Annotated in this window: 20 protein-coding genes and 1 pseudogene; 10 read left to right on the forward strand and 11 right to left on the reverse strand. The window is 64.4% G+C overall.

Annotation, left to right across the window (positions count from 1 at the left end; genetic code table 11):
* Genes nirJ through HJ536_RS18575 form a run of 4 tightly spaced genes read left to right on the forward strand, consistent with a single transcriptional unit; the run spans position 1 to position 3673 of the window.
* Entirely contained in the window at positions 1 to 1230 is a 1230-nt protein-coding gene (nirJ, locus tag HJ536_RS18560; protein ID WP_177158904.1) for a heme d1 biosynthesis radical SAM protein NirJ, read from the forward strand.
* The gene (locus HJ536_RS18565) at positions 1205 to 2764 is read left to right on the forward strand and encodes a cytochrome D1 domain-containing protein (RefSeq protein WP_177158905.1); all 1560 of its coding nucleotides are present in this window, start codon (positions 1205 to 1207) and stop codon (positions 2762 to 2764) included. The genes nirJ and HJ536_RS18565 overlap by 26 nt, the downstream gene beginning before the upstream one ends.
* Positions 2748 to 3461, forward strand: coding sequence for a CbiX/SirB N-terminal domain-containing protein (locus HJ536_RS18570; RefSeq protein ID WP_177158906.1), 714 nt, complete (start codon positions 2748 to 2750; stop codon positions 3459 to 3461). Before HJ536_RS18565 ends, HJ536_RS18570 begins: the two co-directional genes overlap by 17 nt.
* On the forward strand, positions 3458 to 3673 hold the full coding sequence (locus HJ536_RS18575) for a hypothetical protein (protein ID WP_177158907.1): 216 nt from the start codon (positions 3458 to 3460) through the stop codon (positions 3671 to 3673). The genes HJ536_RS18570 and HJ536_RS18575 overlap by 4 nt, the downstream gene beginning before the upstream one ends.
* A gap of 7 nt (positions 3674 to 3680) precedes the next feature.
* Here HJ536_RS18575 and HJ536_RS18580 read toward each other — a convergent pair whose 3' ends face one another.
* Positions 3681 to 4817, reverse strand: coding sequence for a cytochrome-c peroxidase (locus HJ536_RS18580; RefSeq protein WP_177158951.1), 1137 nt, complete (start codon positions 4815 to 4817; stop codon positions 3681 to 3683).
* A gap of 124 nt (positions 4818 to 4941) precedes the next feature.
* Between HJ536_RS18580 and hemN the strand changes: the two genes are divergently transcribed.
* Positions 4942 to 6294, forward strand: coding sequence for an oxygen-independent coproporphyrinogen III oxidase (gene hemN, locus HJ536_RS18585; protein WP_177158908.1), 1353 nt, complete (start codon positions 4942 to 4944; stop codon positions 6292 to 6294).
* 39 nt (positions 6295 to 6333) lie between these two features.
* Here hemN and HJ536_RS18590 read toward each other — a convergent pair whose 3' ends face one another.
* The 10 genes and pseudogenes from HJ536_RS18590 to HJ536_RS18635 form a co-directional block, all read right to left on the reverse strand.
* Positions 6334 to 6744 (reverse strand): c-type cytochrome, encoded by a 411-nt coding sequence (locus tag HJ536_RS18590; protein WP_177158909.1) that lies wholly within the window; start codon positions 6742 to 6744, stop codon positions 6334 to 6336.
* A gap of 11 nt (positions 6745 to 6755) precedes the next feature.
* Complete coding sequence (locus HJ536_RS18595) at positions 6756 to 7637, reverse strand: FAD:protein FMN transferase (RefSeq protein WP_177158910.1); 882 nt, start codon at positions 7635 to 7637, stop codon at positions 6756 to 6758.
* Positions 7638 to 7639: 2 nt separating this feature from the next.
* Positions 7640 to 8164, reverse strand: coding sequence for a nitrous oxide reductase accessory protein NosL (locus HJ536_RS18600; RefSeq protein WP_177158911.1), 525 nt, complete (start codon positions 8162 to 8164; stop codon positions 7640 to 7642).
* Entirely contained in the window at positions 8161 to 8985 is an 825-nt protein-coding gene (locus HJ536_RS18605) for an ABC transporter permease (protein ID WP_177158912.1), read from the reverse strand. Before HJ536_RS18605 ends, HJ536_RS18600 begins: the two co-directional genes overlap by 4 nt.
* Positions 8985 to 9875, reverse strand: a complete 891-nt coding sequence (locus HJ536_RS18610) for an ABC transporter ATP-binding protein (protein WP_177158913.1) — start codon at positions 9873 to 9875, stop codon at positions 8985 to 8987. Before HJ536_RS18610 ends, HJ536_RS18605 begins: the two co-directional genes overlap by 1 nt.
* Positions 9844 to 11160 carry a nitrous oxide reductase family maturation protein NosD gene (locus tag HJ536_RS18615; protein ID WP_177158914.1) on the reverse strand — a complete coding sequence of 439 codons (1317 nt, stop codon included), beginning with the start codon at positions 11158 to 11160 and terminating at the stop codon, positions 9844 to 9846. The genes HJ536_RS18610 and HJ536_RS18615 overlap by 32 nt, the downstream gene beginning before the upstream one ends.
* The gene (gene nosZ, locus HJ536_RS18620; protein ID WP_177158915.1) at positions 11160 to 13079 is read right to left on the reverse strand and encodes a TAT-dependent nitrous-oxide reductase; all 1920 of its coding nucleotides are present in this window, start codon (positions 13077 to 13079) and stop codon (positions 11160 to 11162) included. Before nosZ ends, HJ536_RS18615 begins: the two co-directional genes overlap by 1 nt.
* Positions 13072 to 15237 carry a NosR/NirI family protein gene (locus tag HJ536_RS18625; protein WP_177158916.1) on the reverse strand — a complete coding sequence of 722 codons (2166 nt, stop codon included), beginning with the start codon at positions 15235 to 15237 and terminating at the stop codon, positions 13072 to 13074. Before HJ536_RS18625 ends, nosZ begins: the two co-directional genes overlap by 8 nt.
* Before the next feature lie 3 nt (positions 15238 to 15240).
* On the reverse strand, positions 15241 to 15618 hold the full coding sequence (locus HJ536_RS18630; RefSeq protein ID WP_177158917.1) for a hypothetical protein: 378 nt from the start codon (positions 15616 to 15618) through the stop codon (positions 15241 to 15243).
* 109 nt (positions 15619 to 15727) lie between these two features.
* Positions 15728 to 16515: pseudogene (locus tag HJ536_RS18635) on the reverse strand (IS5 family transposase); the annotation flags it as partial.
* A 182-nt stretch (positions 16516 to 16697) separates the two neighbouring features.
* On the opposite strand from HJ536_RS18635, the gene HJ536_RS18640 reads away from it, so the two are divergent.
* The 5 genes from HJ536_RS18640 (at position 16698) to repA (ending at position 21111) form a co-directional block, all read left to right on the forward strand.
* Positions 16698 to 17843: an IS256 family transposase gene (locus HJ536_RS18640; protein ID WP_177158952.1), complete on the forward strand. Its 1146-nt coding sequence runs from the start codon at positions 16698 to 16700 to the stop codon at positions 17841 to 17843.
* Between the two features lie 55 nt (positions 17844 to 17898).
* Positions 17899 to 18357, forward strand: coding sequence for a hypothetical protein (locus HJ536_RS18645; RefSeq protein ID WP_177158918.1), 459 nt, complete (start codon positions 17899 to 17901; stop codon positions 18355 to 18357).
* A gap of 105 nt (positions 18358 to 18462) precedes the next feature.
* Complete coding sequence (locus tag HJ536_RS18650; protein WP_177158919.1) at positions 18463 to 19035, forward strand: hypothetical protein; 573 nt, start codon at positions 18463 to 18465, stop codon at positions 19033 to 19035.
* A 352-nt stretch (positions 19036 to 19387) separates the two neighbouring features.
* The gene (locus HJ536_RS18655) at positions 19388 to 19807 is read left to right on the forward strand and encodes a DUF736 family protein (RefSeq protein ID WP_228028812.1); all 420 of its coding nucleotides are present in this window, start codon (positions 19388 to 19390) and stop codon (positions 19805 to 19807) included.
* 119 nt (positions 19808 to 19926) lie between these two features.
* Complete coding sequence (repA, locus tag HJ536_RS18660; protein ID WP_177158920.1) at positions 19927 to 21111, forward strand: plasmid partitioning protein RepA; 1185 nt, start codon at positions 19927 to 19929, stop codon at positions 21109 to 21111.
* The last annotated feature ends 6 nt before the right edge of the window (positions 21112 to 21117 follow it).

The raw sequence follows: 21117 nt of genomic DNA on the forward strand, positions 1-21117 counted from the left end.
ATGTTCCGCCTGACACAATACATGAACGAACTGGTCGCGCCTTCGCCGGTCAAGACGCGGCGCGGCAGCGGCTCCGGCACTGGACAGGTCAAACCGGTGGTGATCTGGAACCTGACCCGCCGCTGCAACCTGCGTTGCCGGCATTGCTATACCGTCTCGGCGGATGTGCCCTTTCCGGGGGAGTTGAACGACGGGCAGACCATGCGGGTGCTGGACGACCTCCAAGCCTTCGGCATCCCGGCGCTGATCCTGTCGGGAGGCGAGCCGATGTCGCGGCCGAACTTCTTCGAGATCGCCGAGCGGGCGGCCGAGTTGAAATTCCGCCATCTGGCGCTGTCGACAAATGGCACGAAGATCACCGCCGAGAATGCCGACCGGATCGCGGAAATCGGCTTTGACTACGTCGGGATTTCTCTCGACGGTATCGGTGCGGTGAACGATGCGTTTCGGGGTCTGAGCGGTGCCTTCGACGCGGCGCTGACCGGGGTGCGGGAATGCCGCAAGCGCGGGATCAAGGTCGGCCTGCGCTTTACCCTGACCGAGCAGAACGCGCATATGCTGGACGACATGCTCGACCTCTGCGACGGCGAGGGGGTGGACAAGTTCTACCTCTCGCATCTGGTCTATGCCGGGCGTGGCGACAAGAACCGCGGCGATGATACCGGGCGCAGCCATACCCGGCGGGCCATGGACCAGCTCATTGAGCGGGCTTGGGTCGCCGTGGCGGAGGACCAGCCGCTGGAGATCGTCACTGGCAACAACGACGCCGACGCGGTCTATTTCCTGAACTGGGCGCGGCGGCATTTCTCGCAGGAGAAGGTGGCGCATGTGGAGGATCACCTGCGCGCCTGGGGCGGAAATTCCAGCGGACTGGGTGTAGCGAACATTGCGCCCATGGGCACGGTACATCCGGATACCTACTGGTCTGACTACACCATAGGAAACGTTAAACTGACTCCCTTTTCGCGACTCTGGACCGGGGACGACCCGATGCTCGCGACCCTGCGCCAGAGGCCGCGCCCGCTGAAGGGCCGCTGCGGCGACTGTGCGTTCAAGGAGGTCTGTGGTGGCAACACCCGCATCCGGGCGTTGCAGATCACCGGCGACCCCTGGGCTGAAGACCCGGCCTGCTATCTCTCCAACGCCGAGATCGGCCTCGCAGAAGCTGACCGGCTTGAAGTTACCCCTTTCAGAGGCAAGACCCGTGACCCCGCGCACCAGTTTTTCTAACCTCGTCAGCGCCTTGTCTCTGGTCGTCGCGACGGGCGCGCAAGCGCAGGACGGGGGCGCGATCTACGCCGACCTCTGCGCCTCCTGCCATGGCGAGGCGCGTCTGGGGGCCATCGGCCCGGCGCTGATCCCCGAGGCGCTGGCCCGCCTGCGCGGTGCCTCACTGGAGCAGGTCATCGCCCATGGCCGCGCCGCAACGCAGATGCCCGCCTTTGCCGGGACGCTCGGCCCGACAGAGATCGCCGCCGTGGCGGAGTATGTCTCGCAGCCGCTTGCGGAGATCCCCGACTGGACTGCCGAAGACATTGCCGAAAGCTACACGCCGAACCCGGACTACAGGCCATCGGATAAGCCGGTGTTTGACGCCGATCCCATGAACATTACGCTGGTGGTGGAGACCGGCGACCATCACGTCAGCGTGCTGGACGGTGACACTTTCGAGGTCCTCGACCGTTTCCCGACCCCCTTTGCCGTGCATGGTGGGCCGAAGTTCTCGCCCGATGGGCATTTCGTTACCATCATGTCCCGTGATGGCTGGGTGCAGAAATACGACATCTGGTCCCTGCAGGAGGTCGCCCGGACCCGCGCCGCGATCAATGCCCGTAATATCGCCCTGTCTCCGGATGGCCAGTGGGTCGCCGTCGCGAACTATTTGCCGCACACGCTGACCATCCTTGATGCGGACCTGAGACCGGTGCAGGTGCGACGGATCGTTGCGGCGGACGGTTCCGAGAGCCGCGTTTCCGCCGTCTACCAGGCGCCACAACGCAATTCCTTCATCCTCGCGCTGAAGGACGCGCCGGAGATCTGGGAGATCGCGCTGTCAGAGGTGGCAGGGCCGTTCCATGACAGTTTCGTGCATAGCTATGAGAAGGGTATGGAGGAGTCGCTTGCCGCCGAGAAGGGCCTCTTCGCGCGGCGTCGGATCAAGGTGGAGGAGCCGCTCGACGATTTCTTCTTCGATCCCGGGTATCGCAACCTGGTCGGTGCCAGCCGCGACGGGGAACGCGGCGTGGTGGTGAACCTCGAGGTGGGGCGGCAGATCGCGGAACTGCCCTTGCCGGGCATGCCGCATCTGGGTTCCGGCATCAGCTGGATCAGCGAAGGACGCCGCGTCATGGCCACGCCGCACCTGAAGGAAGGCCGCCTGACCGTGATCGACACCGACGACTGGTCGGTGGTGAAGACGGTGGACACGCTCGGCCCCGGCTTCTTCCTGCGCAGCCACGAGAATTCGCCTTACGTCTGGGCGGACGTGTTCTTTGGCCCGAACAAGGACAAGATGCACATCCTCGACAAGGACAGGCTGGAGATCGTGAAGACGCTTGACCCCGCGCCGGGCAAGACCGTGGCGCATATCGAGTTCACGAAGGATGGCAGCCACGCGCTGGTGTCGCTCTGGGAAGATGACGGCGCGGTGATCGTCTACGACGCGATGACGCTGAAGGAGGTCAGACGCCTGCCGATGCGCAAGCCCTCGGGGAAGTACAATGTCTGGAACAAGATCACCTTTTCCGATGGCACGAGCCACTGAGCAGGCGGCGCTGATCGTCGCGCATGGCAGTCCCTCCGACCCGGACGGGCAGGAGGCTGCGCTTGCGGCACTTGCCGCCAAGGTTGGACGCCACCTGCCTGGCTGGCGCATCGGCTCGGCAACGCTGGCGGCCGAGGGATGTTTCGAACGCGCCTGCGCAGGGCTGGGACACCCGCTGATCTTGCCGTTCTTCATGGCCCGGGGCTGGTTCACGCAACACGCCCTGCCGCGTCGCGCCGGTGCCTTGCGCCAGCTTGCCCCCTTCGGGATGGACCCGGCCCTTCCGGCCATGCTCCTGCGACGGCTTTCCAGCCAGACGTCCCTGCTGCTCGCCGCGCATGGCAGCGCACGGTCGACCGGGTCTGCGGAAGCCACGGCGCTGTTTGCAGAGCGCCTGCGGACCCACCCCGGCTGTCCGCCCCTGCGGGTGGGATTTCTCGAGGAGGCGCCGCATGTCGCGGAGGTGGCGCGGCATATGCCCGAAGGGTCCGCCTGCCTGCCGCTCTTCGCGCTCGCCTCCGGGCATGTCAGCATCGACCTGCCTCAAGCCCTGCACCAAGCTGGCTTCACGGGCCGTGTTCTGCAGCCAGCCATCGCCTGGCCCGAGACTCCGGGCCTGATCGCGGCCCAGATCGAGTCGCACCGCTCCGCTGCCCGGGGGGCCGGGTCGATACCGAAGCTGGAGGGGACCCCATGACGTGTTCCCGGCTGGCGCTGGCGCTATACCCGTTCGTCGCCGCCGCGGTGGCCATCAACCTCTTCATGGCCGGTCTTCTGAGCCAGTCTGTCGGCCTGCCCGCCTTGCCACCCCTCGCCGCCCTTCTCGCCGCGATCCCGCTGGGGGTTCCCGCCACCGCGCTGGCGGTCCGCTGGGTCCGGCAACTGCTTGCAGAAGCCGGGGAGCCGTGAGCCTGTCTCAGTCGTCCTGCGGCTCGTAACGGCTGTCGGTCAGGGTCTCGAGAAAGGCCACCAGCGCGTCGATCCGCTGGTCATCGAGCGCGGGACCATGCGTCAGCTCCGTGACGGCCAGCGTCTGCGGCACCTGCGGCACCCCGAACGGCTCCCCGGTTTCGGGGTTCGTCCAGCGCTTTGGATCGCGTGAGTTGTAACGGTTGTAGAACAGGATCACCGTGCGCAGGTCGGCAAAGACCCCGTTGTGCATGTAGGGCCCGGTCACGGCGACGTTGCGCAGCGTCGGCGTGCGGAACTTGCCCGCCTGCTCCGGATCGTCGATCGTCGCCGCAAGCCCCATGTCCTGCGTCCCCGTCGCCACCCCGTTGCGCGCCCGCAGCTCCGTGTTCTCGGGCACGCCGATGTTGTGGTAGCGGTGATCGGTAAAGGTCTCGCGCGGGTCCATGGCGCTTTGCGACAGCTGGTGGCACTGGTTGCAATTGGTGAACTGCTCCGAGAAGAACAGCAGCCGCCCAAGCTCCTCCTCGCGGGTCAACTCGGCCTCGCCGCGCAGGAAACGGTCGTACTTGCTGTCAAAGGGACTGATCTCCGGACGCGCCTCGTAGGCGGCCAGCGCCTGCGTCAGGGCGTCATAACCCATCTCGGGGTCTTGCAGGATGCCCATCCCGAACAGCCGCGGAAAGGCTTCGGCATAGACCGGGTCCTCGGCCAGCCGCGCAACGGCACTGGCCTTGTCGGGCATTCCCATCTCGATGGGGTTCAGGATCGGCCCGCCCGCCTGCTCTGCCAGCGAAGATACCCGCCCATCTTGGAACAGGCCCCCCAGCCATTCGCCATCGGCACGCCGCGCGAGCGGCGGCACCAACCCGGCATAGGGAATGCCCGGCGCGTTGCGATCCCCCAGCGTGTCCGCGCCATCCCCCGGCGAGCCCGCGCCGCGCGGATCGCTGAAGCCACGGGCGGGATCGTGGCAGGTGGCGCAGGACTGGCTGCGGTTCCGCGACAGGTTCACGTCAAAGAACAGCCGCTCGCCAAGCGCGGCACGCTCCGCGTCCCGGTCCAGCGGTTGCGCGACGGTCGCAGGACAGGTGAAAGCCGCGAACAGAACGGCAAGACCCAGGCAGGCTGGCAGGGGGTTCATGGCGGGATCTTTCGGGCGAACTCTCAGGGCGGGCTGCAATCCTGATGCCTTTTGTCGGACTTTACCGTCTCGCACTTTGACATCTGTCAAGTCGCGCCCCTGCGAAAAAGCGCATATCCCTCGCATGAAACAGATCGACCGCCTCGAGTCCCTCGGCCTCTACGACGCCCGGGTGCCCCGCTACACCTCCTATCCCACCGCGCCGGTGTTCTCGCCTGCGGTCGGGGCCACGCAGCAGGCGCAGGCGCTCGCCGAACTCGATCCGGCGGACCCAGTGTCGGTCTATTTCCACATTCCCTTTTGCGAACGGCTCTGCTGGTTCTGCGCCTGCCGCACCCAAGGCACCCAGACCCTCGCCCCGGTCGAGGCCTATATCGCCACGCTCGAACGCGAGTTGACGCTGCTGGCCGATGTCCTGCCCAAGGGGTTGCGCATGGGCCGGATGCACTGGGGTGGAGGCACGCCGACGATCCTGCCGCCCGCGTTGATCCACCGCCTCGCCCGCGCCGTGAAGGCGGTCATTCCCCCCGTCGAGGGCTACGAATTCTCGGTCGAGATCGACCCGATGATGGTGGACGCGGAGAAGATCGCCGCCTTGGCGACCGAAGGCATGACCCGCGCAAGCATCGGCATCCAGGACTTCGATCCCCTCGTGCAGCAGGCCATCGGCCGCCCGCAACCGTTTGAAGACACACGCAAATGCGTCGACATGCTGCGCGCCGCCGGGATCGGCTCGCTGAACGCAGACCTTGTCTACGGCTTACCCCACCAAGACGCCGCGCGGCTTGACGATACCGTGTCCAAAGTGCTCGACCTCGCGCCCGACCGCATCGCGCTGTTCGGCTACGCCCATGTGCCGTGGATGGCCAAGCGCCAGAAGCTGATCGACCAATCCGTCTTGCCCGGGGACAAGGACCGCCACGCGCTGGCGGCGCAGGCGGGTGCGCGGTTCCGCGCGGCGGGCTTTGACGCCATCGGCATCGACCATTTCGCGCGACCCGCCGACGGGCTGGCCGAAGCCGCCCACACCGGCCATCTGCGCCGCAACTTCCAGGGCTATGTCGACGACACATGCCCGACGCGGATCGGCCTCGGGGCCTCGTCGATCTCGCGCCTGCCCACCGGCTACATCCAGAACGCCAGCGCCACCCCCGCCTACGTGCAGCGCATCGAAGCCGGGGAACTGGCCGGGGGGCGCGGCCATGTCATGAGCGACGACGACCTCCTGCGCGCCGCCGCCATCGAGCGCATCATGTGCGATTTCGCGCTGGACCTCGCGGCGCTTGCGCCCTTCGGTCCTGCCGCGCAGGCGCTGCTCCCGGTGATGGCCGAGGTGGCGCAACGCTACGGCGACCTCGTGACACTCGACGGCACGCGCCTTGCGATCCACCCCGAGGGCCGCGCCCTGACGCGGATCATCGCCAGCGCCTTTGACGCCTACACCGACACCGGCGCGCGCTACAGCCAGGCGTCCTGAGGGAACCCGGCCCCCGGCATCACCCGGGGCCGCAGCCCGTCAGTCGGTCAACGTCGCCAGCCACGCCGCCATGTCTTCCGCACCCTTCTTGTGCTTGTAGCTCATGGTCGTCTTCGCCTTCGGATTGCCGGTCTTCTCCTTCAGCCAGCCCTTCGGGTCGGTGATGTAGGCGGCCAGCGAAGCCTCGTCCCAGACCGAGCCATCGGCCCCCGCGGCCACGAGGTCATTCCCGTACTTGAAGCCCTCTGCGGTGCCGATCGTGCGCCCGATCACGCCATAGAGGTTCGGCCCGGTCTTGCCGCCCTTCACGACCTCCGTACCGTCAGCGGCCACGATGGAATGGCAGGCCTTGCACTTCTTGAAATCGGCCTCGCCCGCAGCCGGATCGGCGGCCTGCGCCGCCCCGGCCAACGCCAGAGCCGCAGCCAGCGTCATGGTGAATAGTCTCATGTGGAACTCCTTCAGGTTTCGGTTGGGTCGTTCAGTATCGCTTCGAGCCGCGCACCCTCGACGCGGGCGAGACAGGCGCGGACCTCGGCCTCCCCGGTGACAAGGCACAGCCCCGTGGACAGCGCATCCGCCATCGCGGCGCTGGTGGCGCTGATGCTGACCTGCCTGTCCGGCACCGGCGCGCCCGTGGGGTGCAGGATGTGTCCCTGCCGCCCCGCCGCATCCAGCACGGTACCAAGCGTGGCCGAGGTCGCCAGCGCCCGGTCGCGCAACATCAATCTCCGCTCCGTACGTGCAATCCGCACGGGCCAGCCGGGTTGTGCCTGCGGCTTGCCACGCGCGGAGATCTCGCCGGTATCCACCAGCACATCCGCCACGCCCTCGGCCCGCAACAGCGCCGCGATGCGGTCCGCGACATAGCCCTGTGCGATGCCGTTGAGGGTCAGCGCCTGCCCCCTCTCAAGCCGCACCTCGGAGGTGTCGAACCGCACCCGGTCGAACCCGATCCCGTCACGCGCCGCGTTCACGTCGCCGCCCTCGGCCAGCGCCAGCCACAGCGGCTGCACCGTCGGATCGAACAGGCCGCCCGTGACGTCATGCGCCCGCCGCGCCACGGCAAGGCAATCGAGCAGTTCAAAGGAGGGCGCAACCAGCCGACCGTCGCGGTTCAGCCGGGTCAGTTCCGAGTCGCCATAAAGGCTGAAGATCCGCTCCAGCCGGGAGATCTCTGCCACGGCATGACGGGTCAGCCGATCCGCCTCCGGATGGACCATGCGGATCTGCGCCCGCGCGCCAAGTGCCGTGCCCTGCCAGCGCAAGGCCTGCGCAGACAGTTCGCTTGCCAGCCCCCCAGCACAGGCCGCCAGCAGGAAACGACGTCGTGTCAATCCCATGCTCATCCCTCCCCACCCGAAAGACGGCGCATCCGCTGCGCCATGTCGGCGTCATCAGCTGGCAGGGGCGCACCCTCCCCCAGCGCCTTGATATCATCCAGCACCGCGACCCTGCCGCCATGTGCCAGGGCAAATCCCTCTGCCGCCGCGCGCGTGGCAAAGGGAACCATTTCGGGCGCGCCCATGCCGCCCGTCGCATCGGACCCGGTGACGTAGAACGCCTGTCGCGCGTCGATCCATGACCCCGGCGCGGCCCATGTGGCCCCGGTCATGTCCTGCACGTAGGTGACCGTCACGGCATGGCTCTGCTCCGGCATCGCGAGGTAGGCCAGCGTGTCGCTCACCTGACTGAAGAACAGCGGCGCGAGGGCGCCGTCGAGGTGGACCTGCCCCTTCGGGCCTTCGTGTTCCAGCAGCAGCATCTGGCAGTAATGCCCGGCGCTTTCCTCGGTCAGGGCGACGGGCAGCGGCAGGGGCGCCTCCTCCTTGCAGGCGGACAACAGCAGAATCAGGCAAAGGCGTTTCAAGGCTGAACCCTTTCGAACGACAGCCGCGCCAGAAGGGCGGCGACAACAGGCCACAGAAGGAGCGCGGCAAGCGGCTTCCACACCGCGATGCTCGACGCCGCGCCGGACAGGCCCGAGGCCGCATCCACCGACTGCGACGCGGCGAGGTTGAAAAGGCGGAAGGCATCGGCAGGGTTCAGCACCAGTGCATAGGGGAACACGCGGGTCGTGAAGGCGCCGCCGTCATCCGCCACCACGGCGGCCAGCAGCCCGAGGTCATAGAGCACGATCACCGCCAGCCAGAGCCCGATCGCCATGGCCGCCGCCCCCGAGGCCCTCCGCGCGAGGCAGGACAGCGCGTGTCCCAGCGACAGAAACGCCATGCCCAGCAAGAGCGAGGTCCAGAACAGCCGTCCCAGCGCACCAAGTCCCTGCACGGCCTCCCTCCCGCCCATGGCGAAGCCCATGAGTGCCGCCGCCCCGCAGCCCGCGAGGATCGCCAGCGCCAACACCACGGTCTGCGCCACGAGTTTCCCCGCCAGCAGGCTGCCCCGCGACAGCGGATATGCCAGCGTCAGCGCCAGCGTGCCGCGCTCCGCCTCTCCGGCCACGGCGTCGAAGGACACCAGCAGCGCGATCAGAGGCACGAGGTAGACGGCCAGCGACACGAGGCTCGCCACGATCACCGAGAGCGGATCGGCGGCCACCCCGGTGGCCCCCGTCCCCGCCGCCGACAGCACCAGCGAGAACAGCACCATCATCGCTGCGCCCATGGCCACCCAGCGGTTGCGCAGCGCGATGCGGAATTCGATCTCCGCCGTAGACAGGATCCGGTTCAGCATCACGCCGCCCCCCTCTGGCTGATCCGCGCGTACAGGTCGTCCAGACCCGGCGCGTGGATGTCGAAATCAACGATCAAGTCGCGCGCCTGCGCGATCCGGCTCAGCGCGTCCAGCTTGTCCCTGAGTGCGCAGGGAAAGCGCAGGACGCCCTCGCCGCTGGCCTCGGGGAACAGCGCGCGCACCGTTCCATCGACGTCACGGCGCGGCGTGATCCGCACCTCCAGCGGCAGCTGCGCCTCGGCGCGCAGCTGTGCAAGCGTGCCCTCGGCCACCAGCCGCCCCTTGGACAGCACCAGAAGCCGGTCGGTGCGCGCCTCCAGCTCAGACAGCGCGTGCGAGGACATGAGCACCGCAGTCCCCTGCCCGGCCAACTCGTCCAGCAGCGCGTAGAAATCGCGCCGCGAAATGGGGTCGAGCCCCGATGTCGGCTCGTCCAGGATCATCAGGCGCGGCGCGCCGATCAGGGCCTGTGCAAGGCCAACCCTCTGCCGCATCCCCTTGGAATAGCTGCCGAACCGGCGGTCCGCCGCATCCGCCAGCCCGACCTTTTCCAACAGCGCGTCTGCCTGATGCGCCGGTTGCCCGCGCAGCCGCAGGCAATGGCGCAGCATCTCGCGCCCGGTCAGCGCGGGGTGAAAGGCCGCGTTCTCCGGCAGGTAGGCCGTGACCGCCCGCGCCACCGCGCTGCCGGGGGCATGCCCCGCCACGTCGACCGAGCCGCCGTCGGGCATGAGCAGGCCGAGGACGGTCTTCATCAGCGTGGATTTCCCCGCGCCATTGTGGCCCAACAACGCGACGCGCTCGCCCGCCGCAACGCGGAAGGACACGTCGTCCAGCGCCGCCCGACCGTCATAGCGCTTAGTGAGATTGCAAAGCATCAGGATCGTCATCCTCGCCTCCCTTCGTCCAGAGCGGCACTGCCTGGGCATAAAGTTGAAACGGTTCCGGCAGGCTGCGGGAGGGGGCGGTCACCAGCGGGTGACTGTCCACCACGCCGCCGGTGCGCGCCGCCGGGAATTGCGCCTGGCTCCAGCGCACCAATTGCACCGCAGGCGCGCCCATCAGCAATTTCGCCGCCGGTTGCGACCACAGGATATGGTCCATCAAGTCATTCGGCCTGTAGGCGGAATCCGCCCGCGCATCGCCATCGAGGTCAAAGGCCGCGTGATCCGACCAGTAATTCCCCCGCCCTTCAAAGGACCATTCCACGTCCTTCGTACCGACGTATTTCACCTGCGTGCGGTTTCCGACAAAGGCATTGCCGGTGATCGTGTTCCTCTCGGACCCGGCGGTGAAATGCACACCGATTTCGCAGCCGTCAAAGACATTCTCGGCCAGCAGGTTCCGGTGGGAATTGTAGACAAAGGCGCATTTCTCGGTCCCCCCCGTCACGAGGTTCCCGAAGATGTCCGACTGGTTCGTGAAATTCAGCATCACCCCATGGTCGCGGTCATTGACCGAGATATTGTCCCGCGCCACGATCCTGTCGGAATACATCATGGCAAAGCCAAGGTGATTGCCGATGGAGACATTCCCCGACACTTCGGAATCATTTGTATACATGTAATGCACAGCGAAACGCAGGTCGCGGAACAGGTTGTCCCGGTAGACATTCTTCTTTGAAGAGTTCGAGAAAATCCCGTCGCGCCCATAACGCACGGTATTGCCCTCGACCACCGAGCCCGGCGCGTTCCAGACATAGATGCCGTTGCCGCGGTCGTTCATCCGCGCCAGCCGCAAGCCTTCGATCTGGTTGCCCTTCACCAGCGCATCCCGCGCGCCATGCACTTCCACACCGACAAGGTTGCCGGTCAGGGTATTGTCCAGCACGCGCGCGCCACGCGCCCGTTTCGTCAGCTTCACCCCGGCGTCGATTGCGTCATGTGAACGGCCGGAATTCGTGACGCCCACGCCTCGGACTGTCACCCCCGCCGCATCGACGGTGATGACCGACCCCAGCCCGTGACCGTCCACCACGGCACCGGTTTCACCCTCCAGCGTGAGCGGAACGTTCAGCACCACCGGGCCGTCGTGACGGCCCGGGGCAAGGATCAGGACGTCCCCCTCCTGCGCCTCGGCCACCGCGCGTACCAGCGCACCGGGCGTCGCGGGAACCGACACACGCTCTGCCCAGACAGGCGCGGCCAGCAGGCAAAAGAGAAGGACAAAGCGCATCAGATCGCTCTCGGCTCGACGAACATGCGGCCGCGCATCTCCATGTGCAGCGCGTGGCAGAACCACTGGCAATAGTACCAGTAGACCCCCGGTTTCGCCGCCGTGAAGGTGACGGAGGCCGTTGCCTGCGGCGCGACCTCCATCGCCACGCCGTGATTGTTCAGCGTGAAACCATGGGTCAGGTCGTCGATGTCATCGAGGTTGGTGATGATGACCGTGACCTCGTCATCCTGTTGCACTGTAAAGGATTCCAAGCTGAAGGCCGGGGCCATGGAGGACATGTAGACGCGCACCTTGTTGCCGTCGCGGATCACCGCGTCATGCACGTCGTCGATGTCGACGCCGTCGGCCTCGGCCTGCGCCCGCGTGTCGGCCCACATCGGGTCGTTGCGGTTCCACACCGAGAGCGGGTTCACCACCGAGCGATGCACCACGATGCTGTCATGCGGCTCGGCAAAGGTCGGGCCGTCATGCATCAGGGTCAGCGTCTCGCCGTCGATGGCAAAGAGTTGCTCATTCTCGGGCTTCAGGGGGCCGACGTTAAGGAAGCGGTCCTTCGAGAACTTGTTCATCGAGATGTAGAACTTGCCATCCGCGTCCAGCGTCTCGCCCATCGAGGTCGAGTTGTGGCCCGGCTGGTACTGCACGTCGTGCTTGGTGATGATTGGGTCGACATCGGCGCCGCCATAGGCCTGCACCGCCTTCTCGATGTTCCACATCACCACCTGGCTGTCGAGGAACAGCGTGGTCAGCGCGTTGCCCTTGCCGTCAAAGCAGGTGTGGAGCGGGCCGAGGCCCAGTTCCGGCTCCGCCACGACCGCCGAGCGCGGGTCGATGTCGCTGTCGAACAGCGCATCCAGCTTGCGCACGTCGATCACCGACACGGTCGGAGACAGCTTGCCGTTGATGCAGAGGTGGACCTTGTCGGGCGCCATGTTCACGCCGTGCGGCGAGTTGGGGATCGGTATATAACGTGTATACTTCTTGTTCTGGCCCTTGCGGCCGTCGATCACCTTCACCCCGTTCAACTCGATGAAGTCGCGAGCAGCAATCCCCGCCTCGATTTCCTTGAGGTTGAAGACGACGACATGGTCCATGTCGTTCTCCATCATCTCGGCCAGGTTCATGCCCATTTCCGAGTTGTAGGAGGTCGAGAACGCGTATTTCCCATCGTAATCGCAATCGGTATTGTCGAGGTTGCCCGACACCATGACCTGCCATGCAATCGTCATGTCATCGGCATTGATCGCGGTGTAGAAGTTCACATACTGCGACGGATCGTCCAGCACCTTGCCATCGTTGACCATCGGCACCTCGTCTTCGCCATTGGCGAACACGTAATTGGTGCGCGGCCATTTCTGCGGGCGCAGACCGTGGATGGCCTTGGCATTGGGAATGTCGATGATCCGGTCGGCCTTCATCACGTCGCAACGCACCCGCGCCACCCGCGTATTGGCCTTGTCGTTCATGAACAGGAAGCGCCCGTCGTACTTGCCCTCGGTAAAGGACATGTGGACGTGGTGCAAATCGCCGTTGTCGTGGACCTTCTTGCCCTGCGCTGCGAGGTATTCCTTCGTCTGGGGCATCATGTCCTGCGTCAGGATCTTCAGCGACTCGTTGGTCGAGCCCCAGCCGGTGGCCGAGCAGCGGTTGAACACCGGCACGCGCATCAGTTCGCGCATGGACGGGATGCCGAGGATGCGCATCTCGCCGGTCTGGCCCGAGGACCAGAAGCCGTAATACTCGTCCAGCTCGCCCGGTGCGGGCGTGGCGTGGGCTTGCGCCTTGGCCTCGGAGGCCGCCAGTGTCAGCGCGGCGGTGCCGCCCATCAGGCCCACTCGGCCCCCCGCGCTGCCCAGCAACGCCGCACCGGTGGCGGTGGCCCCCATGAAGCCACGACGGCTCAAACCTTCAGACATGTCCACTCTCCTTCTTCAACGTATTGGGATGGTTGACCGCCCTCGCAGGCAGGTCGGGTTGAGACACCGCCGCGCGCCGCTTCAGCTGGCGGATGACGACGGGACATTTCTGCTCGGATTGGTACAGAACCTGGCAGTGCAGGCAGTTCAGGCACTCGTTCGGGTTGATCTCGCCCGTCGGGTGGATGGCCTGCACCATGCATTCGTTGCTACAGGTCTGGCAGGGGCTGCCACAGTCCTTGTAGCGCTTCAGCCAGTCGAACATCCGCAGCCGCGCCGGGATCGCCAGCGCCGCGCCCAAGGGGCACAGGTAGCGGCAGTAGAACCGTTCCACGAAAAGTCCGGCGATCAGCAGCGCCGCGGCATAGGCGACGAAAGGCCAGGCGCGCATAAACTTGAGGATGATCGCCGTCTTGAAGGGTTCAGCCTCGGCCAGGTGTTCCGCTTGTTCGATCGACCACAGCGAGACGCCGAAGAGCCCGAGGAAGATCATGTATTTCACCGCCCAGAGCCGTTCGTGCAGCCCCCAGGGCAGTGTCACCTGTGGCACGCCGAGGCGGCGCGCGGCGTGGTTGGTCAGCTCCTGCAAGGCACCGAACGGGCAGAGCCAGCCGCAATAGGCCCCCCGGCCCCAGAACAGCAGCGCCGCCGCGACGGAGAACCACAGGATGAAGGTCAGCGGGTCCAGCAGGAACGCCTGCCAGCTGAACCCCGTGGTCAGCGCCCCGAACAGCGCCATCAGGTTGACGATGCTGAGCTGCGCATTGGTGACCCAGCCAAGGAACACCAGCGTCAGCGTCAAAAATCCGTAACGGAACCACTTAGTCCGCGCGGCCGAGCGCGTCAGCCAACCCTGAAAGAAGAACGCCAGCGTCAGAACCGCCAGCATGGCGGCAACCACGGCGATCTCAGGCCGCTTGTCCTGCCAGATCTTCTGCCAAAGTGCGCTTTGCGCGTCCGCCTCGCTGACCTCCGGCGCGGCTGCGACCGTCACGGGATTCATGAAACCCGGCGGCAGTTGGTAGCCAAGGTCGAAACTCAGAAAGACCTTCTCGATCGCCGCGACCTCGCGCTGCACCAGCAGTTGCAGGCGGAAGGGTTTCGTCGGGTCAAAGCCGCTGTCGGCGGGGATGCGGAACAGGTCGCGCTCGGTGAACTCGGGCGCGTCCTCCAATGCGACAGGCCCCATGCGGCGGTGATCGCGGTCATGAAAGCGCACCGAGACGTCGTCCTGCACCAGCACGATCCGGTCGAATATCCCGCCGCGCACGTAGCCCGAGCCCTTGAAGGAATAGAGCCCCCGCCCCAGCACCGCGATGGCGTGATCGCCCTCGCCCAGCCAGTCGCGCAGGTTTGCATCTTCGACGCCCAGCAGCGCCTGCCCGATGGCAGGAACCGACACCGGCGCGACATACATGTCGATGAAGGACGTTTCGGGCGGCTCCTTCAGCGCGCGTTTCGCCGCGCGGGGGTCGTCCATTCCTGCAAAGGCCGCGTTGACCTGCCCCACGTCCAGCGACAGCCGCCGGACGGTGCCGTCGCCTTCCATCGCCATCCAGCCGTCAGGGGCAGCCACCCCGTCGGCCAGCACGAACTGCGGCCCGCTGTCAACCTCGGGCGCCAGCCCGCCCAGCCCCAGCGCCCGCGCGACCTTCAAAGCGCTGCGCAGGATCGAATCGTCGATCACCATGACCGTGACGGTCGCGCCCGAAATGATCTCCAGGTCATGCGCCGCGCCCTGCGCCGCCTCGACCAGCGAGAGGCCACGATAGACCGCCATCATCTCGGTGATCTTCTTCTCGGGGATGCCGATCAGGACGATGGGTTCGGAATGCTTGACCAGCTGAACGCCCAGCACGGTGGCATCGGGGCCAAGCGCCACCAGCGTGTGAATCGGCTTGCCGGAATAGCCGGTGGTGCTGACGAAATCGGAGGTCAGGAAGATCTGCCCCACCACTTCGCCCTGCCTCAGCACCGGGGCCACGGGAATGTCGGGCCGGATCGCCCCGAAACCATCCGCACCGGGCACAAGTGTCTCGGGTGCGGCCTTGGGCAGGAATTGCGCCAGCAGCGGCGCATCTTGCGCGAGGGCCGCCATCGGCAGCAACAGCGCAAGGGTGAGGGCATTCAGCAATCGGGCAAGGGTGCGAAGCAGCATGTGTCAGGCCCTCCGGGCCACTGGAGGGTCACGCGCAGACTGGATCTCGCGTTGATGGGACGGAGGCAGGTGCAGCGCCATCGGGCGGACCCGGCGCGCGTGCGCGAAGGGAACCCGGTCCTGCACCTGTCCGGGCAGGGAGACATCCGCCACGCCCAGGCAAGCCCCGCAATGCGCGCAGGTCCGGCCCTGCGGGTCGACGGCATTGCCATCGCGGTCCAGCGTCAGCGTTTCCGCACCGCTTTTGCCACAGATGACGAGCGTCACCTGCCCCGCCGCCGCGATCTCGTGCGCGGTCCGCAGGTAGCCGCCAACCCCCGCCCCAAGCATGAGGCTCAGGACGAGGACCAGGGACAACAGGAGGGACGAACAACGTGTCATGCGATTTGGTTAATCGCGGGCGACTCGCGCAGCCTTGACGAAAGTCATGCGGACCGGCTCTGTTGGATAAATCAGCTGGCGAGCGCAATCCCCCTTTCCCCGGGCACACCTATCCTGCGGCCACGGTCATCGGGATGCCGAGTGCCGTGAAGCGGTTGAGGACCGCCACCCGGATCCGGACCTCCGCCACCTGGCGGTCGAATTCCCGGGACATCAGCCGCTGGCCGAGCAGCTTCACGCAGTTCATTTTCGTCTCGACCCTGCTGCGCCGGTGGTACCCGCTCCAGTTCCGCCAGAGTGCCCGGCCCAAGTGCTTCGATGCTCGCAGGTTCTCGTTGCGTGCGCGAGTTCCTGCCGTGTCCGGCTTCCAAGGCCGGGCATTTCGACGGGGTGGAATGATCGCTGCTGCTCCACGGGCCGCAATGGCATCGTGGCAGGCGCGTGTGTCGTAGGCACCGTCAGCCGTGACAGTGGCGATGTCCTCGTTCGCCGAGATCTGGGCGAGAAGGTTCGGCAGCATCGGGGCGTCGCCGACATTGCTTGAGGTGACCTCGACCGCCCAGATCTCCAGCGTTTCCTCATCAATTCCAAGGTGGATCTTGCGCCATACGCGCCGCTTGGAGCCGCCATGCTTGCGCGCGTGCCACTCGCCTTCACCTTCCACCTTGATGCCGGTGCTATCGACGAGCAGGTGAATCGCCCCTTGGAGCCGCGATATGGGATAGTCACGTCCAAGGTCTTCTGCCGCCGGGACAGGGTGCTGAAGTCCGGCACGGCCCATCCGAGTCCGGACAGCTCCAGTAGGCTCGCCACGAATCCAGTCGTTTGCCGGAGTGGCAGGCCGAGCAACACCTTGATGGTAAGACAGGCCTGGATCGTCGCGTCGCTGTATGCCTGCGATAGTGTCCGAGGTGTTGGTGTAATTTCGACGCCGCCGACGGTGTGACCCCGGGTGGCCATCGAGGTGTAGGATTGAGGTGGAGTTTCGACGCTTCAACCTGAACCATACGGAGACCCCGATGACCAAGACCAACATGGACCTGTCCGAGCTCATGGCCAAGCATGACTAGGGCGATTTACTGCGCAGCATCGCCGAGGCGGTACTGCAACTGATCATGGAGGCCGACGTGGATGGCCTGATCGGTGCCGGGCGGCACGAACGCAGCGGCGAACGGACCACATGGAGGAACGGCTACCGCGATCGCGCGCTCGACACCCGCCTGGGCACGCTGAACCTGCGCGTGCCGAAGCTGCGGCAGGGCAGCTATTTCCCCGGCTTCCTCGAGGCCAGGAAGACCTCGGAACAGGCGCTGGTGGCTGTCATCCAGGAGGCATGGATCGGCGGCGTCTCCACCCGCCGCGTCGATGAACTGGTGCAGGCCATGGGCCTGTCTGGCATCTCGAAGAGCACCGTGTCGAAGCTTTGCAAGGACATAGACGAGCGGGTCGGCGAGTTCCTGAACCGCCCTCTGACCGGCGAATGGCCCTACGTTTGGCTCGACGCGACCTACCTCAAGGTTCGCCAAGGCGGTCGCATCGTGCCGGTCGCGGCCATAATCGCTGTCGCCGCCAACACCGAGGGCCGGAGGGAGATCATCGGCCTTGGCATTGGACCCTCCGAGGCCGAGACGTTCTGGACCGAGTTTCTGCGGTCCCTGAAGGCCCGGGGCCTCGGTGGTGTGCGGCTGGTCATCAGCGACGCGCACACAGGGCTCAGGGCGGCAATCTCGCGGGTGTTCGAGGCAACGTGGCAGCGGTGCCGCGTTCATTGGATGCGGAACGCCCTGGCGCATGTTTCCCGCGGCCAGCATACCGTCGTGGCCGCCGCGATCCGGCAGGCTTTCGACCAACCTGATCGCACCCACGCTGGCGAGATCTGGCACAAGGTCGCGGAGCAATTGCGCCCCCGCTGGTCCAAGCTCGCTGACCTCATGGACGCCAGCGAGCACGATGTCCTGGCCTATATGTCCTTTCCCCGGCAGCACCGGACGAAGCTGCACTCGACTAACCCCATCGAGCGGTTGAACAAAGAGGTGAAGCGCCGCGCCGATGTCGTGGGTATTTTCCCCAACGAAGCGTCCATTACGCGCCTGATCGGCGCCGTCCTCTTCGAACAGAACGACGAATGGCAGACCGCCAGCCGCTACATGATGGTCGAAGCCTTCGCCCAGATCGACAAGGAGGAGATCGACCCCATTCTCAGCATTACCACGAAAGCCGCCTGATCATGCCCTCAGGCCACCCGGGAAATTACACCTCATTGACGGACGCTATCTGCGGGTGGCACTCAGCAGCTTTATCGCTCCAAACCCGTCCGAAGCCTCGCGCGGCGTTCGGTACCGCTACGCGTCCCACAACTTACGTTTCCAACTCAATCGCGCTGGCGAGAACGAAGCCCAATTCTTGGCTCGGATCAGCAAGGCAGCCGAACAACCCGATGGTCCTGCAAGCGACGAGGATGATCTTTGGGACTTCGGTAGCAATCGGCGCCATGTTGGCTCCCTCCATATAGATCAGTTGACGTGTAAGGCTTCAGATCTAGCGCGGCGCAACTTGCTGGCTGTTCACCCTGTCACCGGATGGTGGAAGTCGAAAAAGCTTCTGTACGAAGGTTTGCCATCTGTGCGCTATGCGCTGATTGTCGAGATCGATGCAGGCGAGCTCGAAGCGGAGCTTTATGCGGAGGTTCAGGCTGCAGTTGAAGCACTCATTGCAGCCCAAGCGGTGATTGCGGTCTAGGCCGCGCAGTTGTTCGGGTTGCTTTGAGATAACGCGTTACTGTTCGCCGCAGGACGAAAATGGAAAACGGTAGGGGCGGCTTCATCCCCCCGTGGTGAGGTAACTATGAAATACTGGAACACTGGGGATGTCGTCGTCGACAGCATTCTTCAGAAACTGGAAGGATTTGGAACTTGGCGCTCAGACAGCTATGCAGAGAGCACGCATCAGTTGCTGTCCGGTGTCATTCATATTCAAGAGATGCTTCCTGGACTTGTTGCAAGGCACTTTCGATTTCCGAACCTATTTGTCGGCAATGCCCACTTTTCTGGGTCCCAAGGTTATAGGCGCGAATTGATTGAAGAAATCACGAGCGCCATCGACAAGGGGCTGGTCGCAGCTGCGGCAGATCCTATGCTTGGCCGAGATAGCAATCCTGACTTTTCTGATCGGCCAAGAAGCAGAGGTGAGGAGATCCTCGATGCGCTGACAGCCTTTGAGAAAGACCGTGACCAAGCCGCGCTGAGTCGACTAAAGATGGCCGTCAGTCCAACCGGATTGCAAACGCGTGTGAACACAATTGAAATGCTGATGAATAGGAAGCGGTCGTACGGTAACCAGTCCCCTGAGGTCGCTTTGCTTTCCGAACTTGGCCGACTGGAGTTCGAGGCACGTGGTTATCATGGGCAGAAGGCATAGCTACCACTTCTTTCTCATTGAGTCGGGTAACAGGCAATTGTCGTAGATATCAAAATGCCTGCTCTAGCTATGATCCACGCATCAACTTTCGCTCTCTGGAACCCACCTCGACTGTTCACCCAAATCCATTCGCGGCCATCGCAATTCGCCCTTTATCTGATTTGCATGACATGCTGGTCGCAGCTTGCGTTCCGTTCTCAAAGGTTGTCGCTGATCATTTTCCCCTGACCCTGCGGGTCATTCCTCGCGAGGCAAAAAAACCGGCGCCTGCCCCTCTCCGCTGCGCTTCGCCTCCCGGGCCTTGGCCAGCTGCAAGGTGACCATCATTGCAACGCAAATTAGGCGAAGAGCAATGACCTCGAACTGCATCATATTCACCTGCACCGGCATCGAAACCGCCAAGGGCGTCGGCTCCGTCTCGACTCTGATCTTCGATCTCGACAGCAAGGTCGAACCCGTCGCGAGCGCGAACTCGATGGCCCCCACGCACCGTGTCCTCGGCCGCTCACTGCGCGGCAAGCTGGTCGAATGTGGCTGCATCTGGAATAAGCAGAATACGGAGACCGGCGCCGACTACTACACGCTGACGATCCGCGACCACGGCTTCAACACCAACCTCGGTAAGGCCGCGAACCAGGACGAGCTGCCCCTGCAGGCCGCTGTCCCTTTGGGGGCCGAAAGACGCCGGGTGAACCAACGGCTGGCAGCGGTTCTCCTCTGCCAGCCCGTTTACAGCTGTAAATTTCGAAGCCAGCGCTGTTTGCGCATATAGTCTCTTCCCACCTCAATAGGCACTATATAGAGGAAAAATCTTGACTTAGCGCTGTGAATCACCGCTCTTATCCTCAAGTGGCGCGAAAAAGGCCATATTTTCGAATTTGAGGCAACTAGATGATTCCTGTGACACCACTGGCAAACGAGAAGCCTTCAGCACTCGCGACAGATATTTCCGAGCGGTTGAATGCTGCTATCCGGGAGCATCTTCTTTCAGCTTTCGCCCCAGATAGCACAAAAGCGCTACGGTCTTTTTCCGCACCTGAGGCTGCAGAACTCCTCGGGGTCTCCGGTCAGTTCATGCGAAAGCTGCACTCAGAGGGAACCATCCCAGAGCCCGAAGATGTTCGTGGAGGGCGGCGCTTCTACACGGCGCAAGAGATATGGGATGCACGCGAGATTCTAGAGAAGTCGTCACGCAAGAAAGGGCGCTATCTGCCTCGACGGTCAGGTGAAGAGAAACTGCAAGTTTGGCAGTTGATGAACTTCAAGGGCGGGTCGAGCAAGAGCACCACGAGCATCCATCTTTCGCATTATTTTGCGCTTCGCGGCTACCGAGTGTTGGTCGTTGATCTGGATCCCCAGGGGTCTCTCACATCCATGTGCGGCATCAGCCCGGAAATCGAGTTTGATGGGCTGACTGTCTATGACGCGATCCGTTACGACGATCCAGTAAGCATGGCCGATGTCGTGGTTCCCACCTACTTCCCCGGGCTTTCGATCGCGCCGTCGCGCCTCATGCTGTCGGAATTCGAGACTGAATCTGCCGTCCATTCGAACCCCGACCAGCCGTTCTTTACACGCATCCGAAGCGCATTGTCCCAGGTCGAAGGTGATTTCGACCTCGTCCTGATGGACAGCCCACCACAGCTGGGCTTTTTGACCATTGCTGGAATGGCCGCGGCAAGTTCGCTGATCGTCCCGTTGACGCCTTCGATGTTGGATGTTTCGTCGACCGCACAGTTCCTCGAACTCGCCGGTGCCTACATGGGGGTGATCGAGGACGCTGGCGCGACTCTACAGTATGATCACTTCAAGTTCCTGATCACGCGGGACGAGCCAACGGATGTGCCCTCACAACAGCTGACCTCATTTATGCGTGCGCTTTTCCAAGATCGCGTTATGTCGGCGACCGCTCTCAAGAGCACAGCCATCAGTGATGCGACCATGCTCAAACAATCCATCTATGAAGTCGTGCGCTCCGAGATGACACGCGCGACCTACGATCGCGCAAAAGGTTCGATGGATGCCGTCGGCCACGAAGTGGAATTCATGATCCACCAATCATGGGGGCGTAAGTAATGGCAA

This window comes from Donghicola mangrovi (genome assembly GCF_013377535.1).
GTDB classification, from domain to species: Bacteria; Pseudomonadota; Alphaproteobacteria; order Rhodobacterales; family Rhodobacteraceae; genus Donghicola; species Donghicola mangrovi.